This window comes from Micromonospora sp. RP3T, from assembly GCF_003027925.1.
In the GTDB taxonomy this organism is placed as follows: domain Bacteria; phylum Actinomycetota; class Actinomycetes; order Mycobacteriales; family Micromonosporaceae; genus Micromonospora.
In genome coordinates this window covers 65,553-79,222 of sequence record NZ_PYPS01000036.1, presented here as the reverse complement: position 1 = coordinate 79,222, position 13,670 = coordinate 65,553, and the positions used below count along the sequence as shown (strand labels likewise).

Here is a 13,670-nt window from a genome sequence, read left to right as displayed (position 1 = left end):
GAAGCCCTCGGCTACCGCGTCACCCTCGACCTCGCCGCCTAACGCACCACCCCACAAGACCCATCCCGCGCCGCTTCGCGACGCGGGATGCTGCCGCACGTCAAGTCACGGTCGATTTTCGAGTTAGGGTCGGCGAATGGTCCGACGTGTGGTGGTGGCGTTGCTCGGCCCGGTGACCTGGGCACCGCCGGGAATCGAGCCGGCCCGGTGGCGGACCGCCCTCGCCGAGGACGTGGTGGACCTGCTGGCCACGCTGAACGAGGTGGAGACCGCGGTGGCGGTCACTCCGGCGGACCGCTGGCTGGCCGACGCGGTGGTCTGGCCCGGCACCTCCGTGCACGAGGTGCCCGAGCCCACCCCGAACGCCGTCTTCGCGGCGCTCACCGGCTACGACCAGGCGGCCGTGGTCGCCGCCGACGCGCCCGACGTGCCCGGTCTCACCCTCGGCAAGCTGCTCCGGCCGCTGTCCAGCCGGCCGGTGGCCGTCGCCCCGGCGGAGGGGAACGGGCCGGGCCTGCTCGGGGTGGCCGCGCGCCTGCCCGTACCGAAGTGGGTGCCGGCGCTGGACCTCGACACGGCTGTGCCGGGCGAGCTGCGGGCCGCCGCGCCCCGGCCCGGGGACGTGGCGGTCACCGCCGGCTGGCGTCGCCTGCGCGGCCCGGCCGACCTCGGCGCCCTGGATCCGGCGTTCGAGGGGTGGGACGCGACCCGGGCGTTGCTCTCCGGCCACCCGAGCTGACCGCCCGAGCATGCCTTCTCCGCGCCTTCCACCTTGAGGGCGTGGACGGGTCAAGCGGTGGTGGCGAGGGTGCGTCGCGGTCCGGCCGGCTCGCGGATCGACAGCGACCCGCGCGACCGCTGCCGCGGTGAGTCGGTTACGCCATCAGGTCCGTAGGCACCTGGGAGTACCTTCCTCCACCGGCAGCGGTCGAGGTCGTCGACGGGACGCGCCCGGTCGCCGGCCCGCGACGGGCTGCGCCGCGCGCACGGTGGGCGGGCAGGGTGGGCGGGCACGGTGGGCCGCGGCGGGCGGGGCACGCCGGTGACCCGCAGGACGGGCGGGGGCCCGCACGGACGTCCGTGCGGGCCCCGTCGACGTGTGGCGTCAGGACCTGCCGTCGTCCTCACCCGGTGTCGGCTCCTCCGGCGCGCCCGGCGCGGAGAAGTCGAAGTTGGCCAGCTCCTCGTCCAGGTCGCTGCCGGTCGCCGCGAACGCCTCCGGGGCGGCGAAGTCGTCGTCCGAGGGCAGCAGGTCGGGGTGGCCCCAGATCGCGTCCCGACCGGCGATGCCGCGCTGCTCGGTCAGCGCCGCCCAGAGCACGGTCGCCTCGCGCAGCCGACGCGGTCGCAGTTCGAGGCCGACCAGGGCGGCGAACGTCTGCTCGGCGGGGCCACCGGCAGCGCGCCGGCGGCGGAACGCCTCGCCGAGGCGTACGACGTTGGGCAGGCGGTCACCGGCCGCGCTGTCCACCACGTGGCACACCCAGCCCTCGACCAGGGCGAGGACGGTCTCCAGCCGGGCCAGGGAGGCCTTCTGCGCCGGGGTGTCCTCGGGGGTGAAGATGCCTTCCAGGGCGATCGCCTGCATCGACTCCGGGTCGGTCGGGTCGACCCGGCCCATCGCCTCCTCGATCGCCTCCCGGTTGACCCGGATGCCTGCGGCGTAGTTCTCCACCGCCGTCAGCACGTGCCCGCGCAACCACGGCACGTGCTGGAAGAGGCGCTGGTGGGCGGCCTCGCGCAGGGCCACGTAGAGGCGTACCTCGTCCTCCGGCAGCTCCAGGCCCTCGCCGTACGCCTTGATGTTGGCGGGGATGAGCGCGGCGGCGCCGGCGGGGCCCAGCGGCAGGCCGATGTCGCCGGCGGAGAGCACCTCGGCGGCGAGCGAGCCGAGGGCCTGGCCGAGCTGGCCGCCGAAGAGCGCGCCGCCCAGCGTGGCGACCATCGACTGCATCGGACCGAGCTGGGCGCGGGCCTCCGGCGGGACCAGGTCGCCCATCGCGCCGACCATCCGGCTGGCCACCGGGTCGCAGAGCTTGCGCCACACGTCGAGCGTCTTGAAGATCCACTCGTTGCGGTTCCAGGCGACCGACGAACGGATGCCGGAGGGCCACGAGGTGGCCGGCTCCAGCCAGAGGTCGGCGATGCGGAGCGCCTCCTCCACCGCGTTGCGTTCGAACGGCGAGACCGCCGGGTCGCCGGTGGCGGCGAGCTGGCTCGCGGCGACCTGTCGGGCGAGGTCCCAGTTGACCGGCCCGCTGCCCGGCGCGGACAGCAGGTGCTGCAACTGCGACATGAACTGCTGCATCTGCGCGGGATCGTTGGGGTCTGGTGGTTGCCCACCCGGGAGCGCGAAGCCGAACGGAATATCAGGCACGACGTCTACGGTACGCGGGCCCCGCCGCAGGTCGGGCCCGTCGGCGTTGCGCTGAGGGCGAAGTCCGCCGGTCACCGCGCCGGACGGTGGGGGACGGATCGGTACGCTCTGGCGCATGAGACGTCGCGGCGTGACCGTCCTGCTCGGTGCCCTGCTCACCGCCCTGCTCAGCGTCGGCGTGCTGAGCGTGCCCCTGCCGTACGTGGTGCTCGGCCCCGGCCCGACCGTCAACACGCTCGGCAGTGAGAACGGCAAGGAGATCATCCAGGTTTCCGGCCGCGCGACGTCCACCTCTGCCGGGCAGCTCCGGCTCACCACGGTCGGTGTGCAGCCCACGGTCCGGCTGCGGTCGGCACTGGCCGGCTGGTTCTCCTCCGACGAGGCGGTGGTGCCCCGGGAGCTGGTCTATCCGCCGGGGGAGTCGCAGGAGGAGGTCGAGAAGCGCAACGCGGAGGACTTCCAGAACTCGCAGACCAGCGCCGAGACGGCGGCCCTGCGCGAGCTGGGCTACCCGATCAAGGTGCTGGTCAAGACCGTCACGCCGGGTGGGCCGTCGACGGACGTGCTCCGCGCGGACGACGTGCTCACCTCGGTCGACGGGACGCCGGTGACCAGCGCGGCCAAGCTCACCGAGCTGATCCGGGCCAAGCCGGCCGGCACCGCGCTGACGATCGGCTACACCCGGGGCGGCACCCCGGGCACCGCCACGGTGACCAGCCGCGAGCAGGACGGCCGGCCCCGCATCGGAGTCGAGATCGACCAGCAGCAGCCGCACCCGTTCACCCTGAAGATCGACCTCGGGGACATCGGCGGGCCGAGCGCCGGCCTGATGTTCACGCTGGGCATCATCGACAAGCTGGAGCCGGCCGACCTGACCGGCGGGAAGATCGTCGCCGGCACCGGGACCATCGACGACGAGGGCCGGGTCGGCCCGATCGGTGGCATCGCGCAGAAGCTGGTCGGCGCCAAGGACGCCGGCGCGAAGGTCTTCCTGGTCCCGGCGGACAACTGCGCCGAGGCGGTCCGTAACCCGCAACCGGATCTGCCGTTGCTCAGGGTGGCGACGCTCGACGACGCGCTCAAGGCGCTGGAGACGCTGCGCGCCGGGGGGCAGCCGACACGCTGCTGAGCAGGACCGGTCACCGGCCCCGGGGCGATCGTGACGTGACCTTGACCCGACGTGTTCAGGAACACCCCGTACTCTTGGGTGCCTGGTCGGAGCCGATCACATCAAACGTGCGGAGCCAATAGTGGTCATGCGTAGCAGTCCCCTGCCGAGGATGAGCCGACGCGGACGCGTCACCATCGGGGTCCTGGTCGGGGTGTTCGTGTTGTTCACCCTGCTCGGGTGGGGGGTCAACGCCTGGACCGACTGGCTCTGGTTCGACGAGGTCCGGTACACCCAGGTCTTCACCGGCGTGCTCGCCACCCGGCTGCTGCTGTTCCTGGTGGTCGGCGTGGGGATGGCGGTGATCATCGCCGGCAACCTCTGGCTGGCGTACCGGCTGCGGCCCCGGATGCGTCCGCACTCGGCCGAGCAGGCCACGCTGGAGCGCTACCGGATGCTGCTGAGCCCCCGGCTCGGCACCTGGATCGCGTTGGTCTCCGCCGTCGTCGGGCTCTTCGCCGGGCTCTCCGCGCAGACCCGGTGGGCCCAGTGGCTGCTGTTCCGCAACGGCGGTGACTTCGGCGTCAAGGACCCGGAGTTCGGCGTCGACGTCGGCTTCTACGTGTTCCAGCTCCCGTTCTGGCGTTACGTGCTCGGCGTCGGCTTCACCGCGGTGGTGCTGGCCCTGCTCGGCGCGCTGGCCGTGCACTACATCTTCGGCGGGGTCCGCCTCCAGGGCGTCGGGGACCGGATGACCAACTCCGCCCGGGCCCACCTGAGCACGCTGGTAGCCGTCTTCGTCCTGCTCAAGGCCGTCGCGTACGTGCTGGACCGGCGCGCCATGCTGCTGGAGTACAACGAGGGCGCGAAGCTCTACGGCGCCGGCTACGCCGACGTGAACGCGCTGCTCCCGGCGAAGGAGATCCTCGCCTGGATCTCCGTCCTGGTGGCCGTCGCGATCATCGTGTTCTCCAACGCGGTGATGCGGAACCTGGTCTGGCCCGGCATCTCGCTGGCCCTGCTCGGCGTCTCCGCGGTGGCGATCGGCGGCATCTACCCGTGGGCGGTGCAGACGTTCGAGGTGAAGCCGAGCGCCCGGGACAAGGAGGCGCCGTACATCGAACGCAGCATCAAGGCGACCCGGTCCGCGTTCAGCCTCGACGGCACGAAGACGACTCCGTACGCGGCCAGCAACCTCGTGCCACCCGCCAGCCTGTCCACCGACACCTCGGTGGTGTCGAACATCCGGTTGCTCGACCCGCAGCTCGTCTCCGAGACCTACACGCAGCTCCAGCAGGTGCGTGGCTTCTACGACTTCGGCTCGAAGCTGGATATCGACAGGTACGCGGTCAAGGAGAAGACCTCCGACTACGTGGTCGGCGTCCGGGAGATCAACTACGGCGAGCTGACCGACCAGCAGAGCAACTGGATCAACCGGCACACCGTCTACACCCACGGGTACGGCCTGGTGGCCGCGCCGGCGAACCAGGTGGTCTGCGGCGGGCAGCCGTACTTCGTCTCCGGCTTCCTCGGTGAGAAGGCGCAGGAGGCGTGTTCCTCGCCGACCGAGGAGATCCCGGCCCAGCAGCCGCGGATCTACTACGGCGAGCGGATGGAGCCCGACGACTACGCGATCGTCGGGCAGACCGGCGACCGCAACGTCGAGTTCGACCGGCCCACCTCCACCGGCGGCGAGCAGTACTACACGTACACCGGCGAGGGCGGCGTCAAGATCGGCTCGTTCCCCCGGCGGCTGCTCTACGCGATCAAGGAGCAGGAGTCGAACTTCCTGCTCTCCGAGGCGGTCAACGAGAACTCGAAGCTGCTCTACGTGCGTAACCCGCGCGACCGGGTGGAGAAGGTCGCGCCGTTCCTCACGCTCGACGGCGACCCGTACCCGGCCGTGGTGAACGGCCGCGTGCTGTGGATCATCGACGGCTACACCACGGCGGCGACCTACCCGTACGCCGAGCGGGTCAACCTCCAGTCGGAGACCGCCGACGAGCTGACCGGTCGGGGCACGTTCCAGCTCGCCCGGGAGAACGTCAACTACATCCGCAACTCGGTGAAGGCGACAGTCGACGCGTACGACGGCACGGTCAAGCTCTACTCGTACGACGACACCGACCCGGTGCTGAAGGCGTGGAACAAGGCGTTCGGCGGCGACGTCGTGCTGCCCAAGGGCGACATCCCGCCGGAGCTGGCCGAGCACTTCCGCTACCCGGCCGACCTGTTCAAAGTGCAGCGCAACCTGCTCACCAAGTTCCACGTGACCGACCCGGGCGACTTCTACTCCGGCCAGGACTTCTGGCAGGTGCCGAACGTGCCGGACGCGCCGGACAGCGGGCAGAAGCAGCCGCCCTACTACCTGTTCACGCAGTTCCCCGGGCAGGACGGGCCACGGTTCCAGTTGACCTCGGCGGTCACCCCGAACGGGCGGCAGAACCTGGCCGCGCTGGTCTCCGGCTCGTACGTGGACGGCCAGCCGCGCCTGGAGGTGCTGGAGCTGCCGGACCAGACCCGGATCTCCGGGCCGACCCAGGTCCACCAACAGATGACCAACAACGGCGACATCCGTCAGCAGCTCAACCTGCTCTCCTCCAACCAGGCCCAGGTGCAGTACGGCAACCTGCTGTCGTTGCCGTTCGCCGACGGGATGCTCTACGTCGAGCCGGTCTACGTGAAGAGCAGCAGCCAGGACGCGTACCCGCTGTTGCAGAAGGTGCTGCTCTCGTACGGTGACGGCGGCTCGTACGTGGTGCTCGCCAACAACCTGAGCGACGGCATCAAACAGTTGGTCGAGCAGGGTAAGCGGGCCGGCTCGGGCACCCCGCCGCCGAGCGACGACGGCAACACCCCACCGCCGACCGGCGGCAACAACACCCCGCCGCCGCTCACCGGCGAGCTGGCCGACGCGGCCGGCAAGGTGCAGACCGCCATCGCCGAGGTCAAGGCCGCGCAGGCGTCAGGTGACTTCGAGCGGTACGGGCGGGCGTTGAAGGCGTTGGACGAGGCGATGACCGCGTTCCAGCAGGCCCAGGCGGCGGCGAACGGGTCCGGCAACCCGGCGCCCTCGGGCAGCGCCTCGCCGTCGGCACCGGCCTCGGCCTCGCCGTCGCCGAGCGGCTGACCTCGCGCGACGACACTCCGGGCCCGTGGTCCGGTGGCCCCGACGGTCACCGGAACCCGGGCCCGGGTCGTGTCGGGCACCCGTTTTGCGCCTCGTCGGGGCGGTGCGCTAGGGTTAACGAGCCGACGCGGGGTGGAGCAGCTCGGTAGCTCGCTGGGCTCATAACCCAGAGGTCGCAGGTTCAAATCCTGTCCCCGCTACGAGATCGTGAAGGCCCCGGAGTTCGCTCCGGGGCCTTCGTCGTTTCCCGATGCCGATGCCGATGCCGATGCCCGGCCCGGCCCTCGGTTCGGCGCTCCGGCGAGGGATCGGGCGGGATCGGGGACCCGGCTGATCTCCACGATTCGGATGCGATAGGCTGTACACATACCGACGCGGGGTGGAGCAGCTCGGTAGCTCGCTGGGCTCATAACCCAGAGGTCGCAGGTTCAAATCCTGTCCCCGCTACGAGATCGTGAAGGCCCCGGAGTTCGCTCCGGGGCCTTCGTCGTATCCGGATCCTTCCGTCCCGTCCGGCGTGCCCCGGTTGCGCGCCTCGGCGAGGATGGGGGCATGGCTGGATGGAACAGATGGTGGGGCCGCCTGAGCGCGGTCATCGGTACGGTCGTGCTCTCGGTCTTCGTACCGGTTGCGGCCTGGGCGTCGACCGGGACCGGTGAGGTCGTGGTGGAGGCCGCACGGCGGCGTTCCCGGGGTGGTGGCTTCGGCATCCTCGGCCTGCTCTGCTGCCTGGTGGTGGTCGGCGGGATCGTGCTGCTGGTGCTGATGTTGATGCGGAACCGGCGGAACCGTCCGCCGCGCTGACGCGTCGCGCCGGTGTTAAGCGGGGCCCCCGCCTCTACCTAATGCGTTAAGCGGGGCCCCCGCCTTACCCGTCAGCCGGCGAGGGCGGCGTTCGCCCGGGCCATGAAGCGTGAGGTAGCGGTGCGGGCCCCGGCCCGCTTGCCCCGGATGCTCTCCGCCGCGTCGATCAGCAGGGTCCGCACCGTGGCGTGCCCCTTCGGCGGCGGCGTGGGCGCCGGGCCGGCCAGCCCGTCCAGCTCCACGCCCAGGGCGGCCACCCGCTTCTCGGCCCGGTCGGTCACGTCGGCGGCGACGTACGCGCGGACCTGCGTGCCGGGGCTGAGGCCGCGTTCGAAGCCGAGGATCCGGCCGGCCGCCACGTTCGTGGTCAGGAAGTTGAGCACGTCCACCACTACGCCCGGGTGGCGGGTCCCGCGGAAGCCGGCCCAGTACATCGACGCGCGGGGCCACTGCGCGGCCGGCGTGCCGGGAAAGGCGACCGCGCCCAACTCGTCGTCGGTCAGCCGTTGCAGCTCCGGAAACTGGTGCGACCAGGCGAAGGACGCCGCGGCGTGGCCGGTGACCACGAGCTGCCGGGCCAGCTCGCCGCTGTCCGCCTGCTCGACCAGGGCGGCGCTCGGGGTGGCCCGGTCGAAGCGGGCGACCTCCCAGAACTCGAACCAGTCGAGCAGTTCGGCCGAGCTGAAGCCGAGCTGTCGGCCCTGGTACAGCTCGCTGCCCTGCCCGCGCAGCCAGAGCCAGAGCGCCCGGTAGTCGCCGGAGGGGTCCATGGTGCCGGCGACCCGGTTGCCGGAGGCCCGGGTGACGCGGGCGGCCCAGCGGGCGTACTCCTTCCAGGACATGCCGGTGCGCGGCTCGGGCTCGTCCAGCCGACGCAGCAGGTCCCGGTTGAACACCAGCGCCGCGTTGGTCTGCGCGGCGGGCACCGCCACGGTGCGCTCGTCCACCTGGCCGTACCGGGCCAACTGCTCCGGCAGCCCGCGCAGGTCGAGTCGATCGTCGGTGGTGTGGCGGGTGAGGTCGAGCAGGATGTCGCGGCGGTCGTACTCGGTGAGCAGCGTGTCGTCGATCTGGAACAGGTCCGGCACGTTGCCGCCGGTGGCCTGGGTGGCGAGCCGGTCGTAGTAGCCGTTCAGCCCCTGCCAGGTGATCTTGAAGCTGACCCGGGGATTCTGCTGGGTGTAGAGGCGTAACGCCTGCTCGGTGACCTGGGCCCGGCGGTTGCCGCCCCACCAGAACACCGACAGCTCGATCGGGCCGTCGTCGGCCACCGCCTCGTCCTCCGCCGGGCTGCAACCGGCCAGCCCGCCGCTCAGTCCACCGGCGAGCAGTGGCAGCCCGGCGAGCGCGCCGAGGAACCGCCGCCGGTCGAGGCCGGGACGGGGTACGGACCACTGAGCGCGCACGGTCTCTCCGAAGGTGGGTGGACGGATCATTCCACCGGCCCCGGCCGGGGGTGTCAACGTCGGGCGGGACGGCCGGTGGGCGCTCCGGTCGACGCACTGCGCCGTGGTGTACTTAGCGCCGTGGAACTTCTGCATTCGGGCAAGGTCCGGGACGTCTACGCCGACGGCGCGGACCTGATCCTGGTCGCCTCCGACCGCGTCTCCATCTACGACGTGGTGCTGCCGACCCCGATCCCGGACAAGGGCCGCCTGCTCACCGCGCTCTCGCTGTGGTGGTTCGAGCAGTTGTCGGACCTGGTGCCGAACCATGTCGTCTCCGCCACCGAGGTGCCGGCGGAGTTCGCCGGCCGGGCGATCCGGTGCCGACGGCTGGAGATGGTGCCGGTCGAGTGCGTGGCCCGGGGTTACCTGACCGGCGGCGGCCTCGCCGAGTACGAGCGCACCGGCGCGGTGTCCGGCGTGCCGCTGCCCCGGGGGCTGGTGGAGGCGTCGATCCTGCCCGAGCCGATCTTCACCCCGTCGACCAAGGCGCCCAAGGGCGAGCACGACGAGCCGATGACCTACGAGCAGGTGGTCGACAAGGTGGGACCGGAGACCGCGGAACGGCTACGGGAGATCACCATCGACGTCTACCGACGTGGTGCGGAGATCGCCGCCGACCGGGGCATCCTGATCGCCGACACGAAGCTGGAGCTGGGCTGGACGCCGGACGGCACGCTGATGCTCGGCGACGAGCTGCTCACCTCCGACTCGTCCCGGTTCTGGCCGGCCGAGTCCTACCAGCCGGGTCGGGTCCAGTTCTCCTTCGACAAGCAGTACGTGCGGGACTGGGCCGTCGAGAGCGGCTGGGACAAGCGCCCGCCGGCGCCGGAGGTGCCGGCGGACGTGGTGGAGGCGACCCGGGCCCGTTACGTCGAGGCGTACGAGAAGCTCACCGGCAACCGCTGGGACTGACGAAGGCGGTCTAGTCTCGTCGGCATGTCGACGAGGCTCGTGCAGATCACCATGAAGGCCCGGGACGACGCCGCGCTGGGCGCGTTCTGGGCGAAGGCGCTCGGCTGGGGGCTCGCCAGCGAGGGGCCGGGCGTGACCAACCTCGAACCCGAGGGCTTCGGCTATCCCGACCCGTCCGCCGTCTGCGTCGACCTCGTCGTCTCGTCCGAGCCCAAGACCGTGAAGAACCGGGTGCACGTCGACCTGGCCACCACGTCGGCGGAGCATCAGGCGGAGCTGGTCGCACGCCTGACGGAGCTGGGCGCGACGCCTGTCGACATCGGCCAGGGTGACGTCCCGTTCACGGTGCTGGCCGACCCGGAGGGCAACGAGTTCTGCGTGCTGGAGCCGCGCCCGATCTACCGGGACACCGGGCCGATCGCGACCGTGGTGGTCGACTGCGCGGATCCGCGGGAGATGGCCCGCTTCTGGGGCGAGGCGACGGACTGGACCGTGCACGAGGTGACCGACCAGCACGCGAGGCTGCGTTCCGCCCAGGGTGTCGGTCCGTACCTGGAGTTCCTCCGCAACCCCGACCCGAAGACCGGGTGGAACCGGGTGCACCTCGACGTCCGCCCCTACCCGGGCGCCGACCTGGCAGCCGAGGCGGCCCGCCTGGAGACGCTCGGCGCGACCCGCGTCGACCTCGGCCGCACCGACATCCCGTGGACGGTCCTGACCGACCCCGAGGGCAACGAGTTCTGCCTCCTCACCCCGGCCTGACCCCGTCGGTGCCCGCGATCTTGCACTTTCGGCCCGCGACCCGCCCGGAATGGCCGGAAAGTCGGGGCGGCAAGTGCAAGATCGCGGGGGAGAGGGCTAGGGCACGGTTCGGCCGAGGGAGAGGCCGGCGTCGGTGTAGCCGTGTCGGCGGTAGAAGCGCACCGCATCGGCGTTGCGGTGGTGGATGCCGGCCGACAGGTACGTGATCCCCCGGCTGCGTGCCCACCGTTCGGCCGCCGCCACCAACGCCGTTCCCACCCCGAGCCCTCTGGCGTCGGGCAGCACGACGGTGTGGATCTGCGCCGAAGGTTCCGGACGCAGGATCTGGTGATCCGGCGGATCGGCACACCGCAGCACCTCGACCATCCCGACCACCCGGCTGTCGTGGGTCTCGGCGACGAGGACGGCGTCCCGTCCGGCCACGTCGGCCAGCACGGCCGCGAAGTGGCGCAGAACGGCGTCACGCGGTGGAACGCGGTAGGTGCCGGCGTCGAGAGCACGATGCGCCCGAGCGTTGGCCAGGCGCAACTCCACCAGGGACGCGACATCCGCCACGCTCGCCGGCCGAACCGTCGGCCGGGTCCCCGACCGCTCCGGGCCGGACACCTAGTCTTCCCAGTCCAGGGTGCGTTGGACGGCCTTGTGCCACTGGCGCAGCTCGTGGCGGCGGTGGGCCGGTTCCATGGCGGGCTCCCACCGGGCGTCGGAGCGCCACTTGTCCCGCAGCGTGTCCAGGTCGGGCCAGAAACCGACCGCCAGACCGGCCGCGTACGCGGCGCCGAGGCAGGTGGTCTCCGTGATCCGGGAGCGCACCACCGGCACGTCGAGCACGTCGGCGAGGAACTGCATCAGCAGCTCGTTGCCGGTCATCCCGCCGTCCACCCGCAGCCGGCGCAGCGCCACGTCGGAGTCGGCGTTCATGGCGTCCACCACCTCGCGGGTCTGGAAGGCGGACGCCTCCAGCACCGCCCGGGCCAGGTGCCCCCTGGTGATGTAGCCGGTCAGGCCCGCGATCACGCCCCGCGCGTCGCTGCGCCAGTGCGGCGCGAACAGGCCGGAGAAGGCCGGCACCACGTAACAGCCGCCGTTGTCGTCGACGGTGCGGGCCAGTTCCTCGACCTCGGGCGCGGTGGAGATCAGGCCGAGGTTGTCGCGCAGCCACTGCACCAGCGAGCCGGTGACCGCGATGGCGCCCTCCAACGCGTACGCGGCCGGCTGGCCCTCGATCCGGTAGGCCACGGTGGTGAGCAGGCCGTGCCGCGACGGCACCGGGCTGGCGCCGGTGTTGAGCAGCAGGAAACTGCCGGTGCCGTAGGTGCACTTGGCCTCGCCGGGGCGGAAACAGGTCTGCCCGAACAACGCGGCCTGCTGGTCGCCGAGCGCGCTGGCCACCGGCACCCCGGCGAGCACCCCCTCGGCGGTGCCGTAGACCTCGGCCGAGCAGCGGATCTCGGGCAGCATCGCGGCCGGGACGCGGAGCGCGTCGAGCAACTCCGGCGCCCAGTCGAGCGTTTCCAGGTCCATCAGCAGGGTGCGGCTGGCGTTCGTCACGTCGGTGACGTGCCGCCCGGTCAGCTTCCAGATGAGCCAACTGTCCATGGTGCCGAACAGCACCTCGCCGCGTTCGGCGCGCTCGCGCAGCCCGTCGACGTGGTCGAGCAGCCACCGCAGCTTCGGGCCGGCGAAGTAGGTGGCAAGCGTCAGGCCGGTGCGGGCGCGCAGTCGTTCCTCGTCGTACGCCTCGGCCAGCTCGCGCAGCAGCGGGCCGGTGCGGGTGTCCTGCCAGACGATGGCGTTGGCCACCGGCCGGCCGGTGGTCTGGTCCCAGACCACGGTGGTCTCCCGCTGGTTGGTGATGCCCACCGCGGCCAGGTGCTCGGGGCCGAGGTCGGCACTCGCCAGCGCCTCTCGGACCACGTGCTCCACGTTCGTCCAGATCTCCTCCGCGTCGTGCTCGACCCAGCCCGGTCGCGGGAAGATCTGCCGGTGTTCGCGCTGGGCCACGGCGACGATCTCGCCGTCGGCGTCGAAGACGATGCACCGCGAGGAGGTGGTGCCCTGGTCGATGGCGGCGACGAACTCTCCGGTCACGCAGGCACCGTACCCGCCGGGTGCGTCCCCCGTCTCCCACCGGGCGGCCCGTACGATCACCAGACGTGCGTGACATTGCCGTGTTCAGCGGGACCGCCCACCCGGACCTCGCCGCCGAGATCTGCGCCCACCTCGCCGTTCCGCTGCACCCGGTGCGGGTGTCCCGGTTCGCCAACGACTGCCTCGAGGTGCAGTTGCAGGCGAACTGCCGGGAGCGGGACGTCTTCCTCATCCAGCCGCTGGTGCCGCCGGTGCAGGAGCACCTGGTCGAGCTGCTGCTCATGATCGACGCGGCGCGGGGCGCGTCGGCCGGCCGGATCACCGTGGTCCTGCCGCACTACGCGTACGCCCGGTCGGACAAGAAGGACGCGCCGCGCATCTCCATCGGCGGGCGGCTGGTGGCCGACCTGCTCACCTCGGCCGGCGCGCACCGGGTGCTGGCCATGACGCTGCACTCGCCGCAGGTGCACGGCTTCTTCAGCGTCCCGGTGGACCACCTGCACGCGCTGCGCGAGTTGGCCGCCCACTTCAAGGGGTACGACCTGAGCGACGCGGTGGTGGTTTCGCCGGACCTGGGCAACGCCAAGGAGGCGGCGGCGTTCGCCCGGATGCTCGGCACCCCGGTGGCGGCCGGCGCGAAGCAGCGGTTCAGCGACGACCGGGTGCAGATCAGCACCATCATCGGGGACGTGGTGGACCGGGACGTGATCGTGCTGGACGACGAGATCGCCAAGGGCAGCACCGTGCTCGAACTGATCTCGCACCTGCGCGAGCGACAGGTCCGCTCGATCCGCCTGGCCTGCACGCACGGCCTCTTCTCCAGCGGCGCGTTGGAGCGGCTGAGCGCGCAGGACGGCGTGCTGGAGATCGTCTGCACCAACACGGTGCCGATCCCGGCCGAGAAGCGGGTGCCGAAGCTGGAGGTGCTCTCGGTGGCTCCGGCGCTGGCCGAGGCGATGCGGCGGATCCACAACGGCGAGTCGGTGAGCGCGCTCTTCGGCTGAGCGCGCCGTGGCCGGCCGGTCGTCCACCGCCGCG

11 protein-coding genes and 2 tRNA genes are annotated in these 13,670 nt (G+C 71.7%); 9 read left to right on the top strand and 4 right to left on the bottom strand.

Annotated features, from left to right (window positions below):
- The first annotated feature begins 136 nt into the window (after nt 1-136).
- A complete protein-coding gene (locus C8054_RS25515; protein WP_107161049.1) occupies nt 137-739 on the top strand; it encodes a hypothetical protein in 603 nt (200 codons plus the stop codon).
- A gap of 366 nt (nt 740-1,105) precedes the next feature.
- Here the strand turns inward: C8054_RS25515 and C8054_RS25510 are convergent, their stop codons facing one another.
- A complete protein-coding gene (locus C8054_RS25510; protein ID WP_107161047.1) occupies nt 1,106-2,377 on the bottom strand; it encodes a zinc-dependent metalloprotease in 1,272 nt (423 codons plus the stop codon).
- Between the two features lie 115 nt (nt 2,378-2,492).
- Here C8054_RS25510 and C8054_RS25505 point away from each other — a divergent pair, with 115 nt between their 5' ends.
- The 5 genes from C8054_RS25505 to C8054_RS25485 all read left to right on the top strand — a co-directional run bounded on the left by C8054_RS25505 (nt 2,493) and on the right by C8054_RS25485 (nt 7,419).
- On the top strand, nt 2,493-3,506 hold the full coding sequence (locus C8054_RS25505) for a PDZ domain-containing protein (protein ID WP_199199912.1): 1,014 nt from the start codon (nt 2,493-2,495) through the stop codon (nt 3,504-3,506).
- A gap of 127 nt (nt 3,507-3,633) precedes the next feature.
- Nucleotides 3,634-6,615, top strand: coding sequence for a UPF0182 family protein (locus C8054_RS25500; protein WP_199199911.1), 2,982 nt, complete (start codon nt 3,634-3,636; stop codon nt 6,613-6,615).
- 126 nt (nt 6,616-6,741) lie between these two features.
- A tRNA-Met gene (locus tag C8054_RS25495) sits at nt 6,742-6,815 on the top strand.
- Nucleotides 6,816-6,988: 173 nt separating this feature from the next.
- Nucleotides 6,989-7,062: transfer RNA gene (locus C8054_RS25490), tRNA-Met, on the top strand.
- A 105-nt stretch (nt 7,063-7,167) separates the two neighbouring features.
- Nucleotides 7,168-7,419: a hypothetical protein gene (locus C8054_RS25485; RefSeq protein ID WP_107161041.1), complete on the top strand. Its 252-nt coding sequence runs from the start codon at nt 7,168-7,170 to the stop codon at nt 7,417-7,419.
- 71 nt (nt 7,420-7,490) lie between these two features.
- Here C8054_RS25485 and C8054_RS25480 read toward each other — a convergent pair whose 3' ends face one another.
- Nucleotides 7,491-8,825: an ABC transporter substrate-binding protein gene (locus C8054_RS25480; protein WP_107161073.1), complete on the bottom strand. Its 1,335-nt coding sequence runs from the start codon at nt 8,823-8,825 to the stop codon at nt 7,491-7,493.
- A 120-nt stretch (nt 8,826-8,945) separates the two neighbouring features.
- Here C8054_RS25480 and C8054_RS25475 point away from each other — a divergent pair, with 120 nt between their 5' ends.
- Together C8054_RS25475 and C8054_RS25470 are read left to right on the top strand one after the other, a co-directional pair.
- Nucleotides 8,946-9,779 carry a phosphoribosylaminoimidazolesuccinocarboxamide synthase gene (locus C8054_RS25475; protein ID WP_107161038.1) on the top strand — a complete coding sequence of 278 codons (834 nt, stop codon included), beginning with the start codon at nt 8,946-8,948 and terminating at the stop codon, nt 9,777-9,779.
- Between the two features lie 24 nt (nt 9,780-9,803).
- Nucleotides 9,804-10,541: a VOC family protein gene (locus C8054_RS25470; RefSeq protein ID WP_107161036.1), complete on the top strand. Its 738-nt coding sequence runs from the start codon at nt 9,804-9,806 to the stop codon at nt 10,539-10,541.
- Nucleotides 10,542-10,637: 96 nt separating this feature from the next.
- Here C8054_RS25470 and C8054_RS25465 read toward each other — a convergent pair whose 3' ends face one another.
- The gene (locus C8054_RS25465; RefSeq protein WP_107161034.1) at nt 10,638-11,147 is read right to left on the bottom strand and encodes a GNAT family N-acetyltransferase; all 510 of its coding nucleotides are present in this window, start codon (nt 11,145-11,147) and stop codon (nt 10,638-10,640) included.
- Nucleotides 11,148-12,632, bottom strand: coding sequence for a glycerol kinase GlpK (glpK, locus tag C8054_RS25460; RefSeq protein ID WP_107161071.1), 1,485 nt, complete (start codon nt 12,630-12,632; stop codon nt 11,148-11,150).
- 65 nt (nt 12,633-12,697) lie between these two features.
- Between glpK and C8054_RS25455 the strand changes: the two genes are divergently transcribed.
- Nucleotides 12,698-13,636, top strand: coding sequence for a ribose-phosphate pyrophosphokinase (locus C8054_RS25455; RefSeq protein WP_107161032.1), 939 nt, complete (start codon nt 12,698-12,700; stop codon nt 13,634-13,636).
- Nucleotides 13,637-13,670: the final 34 nt, after the last annotated feature.

What these genes read in the sequence shown, in the direction of transcription:
- C8054_RS25515 (WP_107161049.1), top strand. Translation starts at nt 137, where the DNA reads ATGGTCCGACGTGTGGTGGTGGCGTTGCTCGGCCCGGTGACCTGGGCA.
- C8054_RS25505 (WP_199199912.1), top strand. Translation starts at nt 2,493, where the DNA reads ATGAGACGTCGCGGCGTGACCGTCCTGCTCGGTGCCCTGCTCACCGCC.
- C8054_RS25500 (WP_199199911.1), top strand. Translation starts at nt 3,634, where the DNA reads ATGCGTAGCAGTCCCCTGCCGAGGATGAGCCGACGCGGACGCGTCACC.
- C8054_RS25485 (WP_107161041.1), top strand. Translation starts at nt 7,168, where the DNA reads ATGGCTGGATGGAACAGATGGTGGGGCCGCCTGAGCGCGGTCATCGGT.
- C8054_RS25470 (WP_107161036.1), top strand. Translation starts at nt 9,804, where the DNA reads ATGTCGACGAGGCTCGTGCAGATCACCATGAAGGCCCGGGACGACGCC.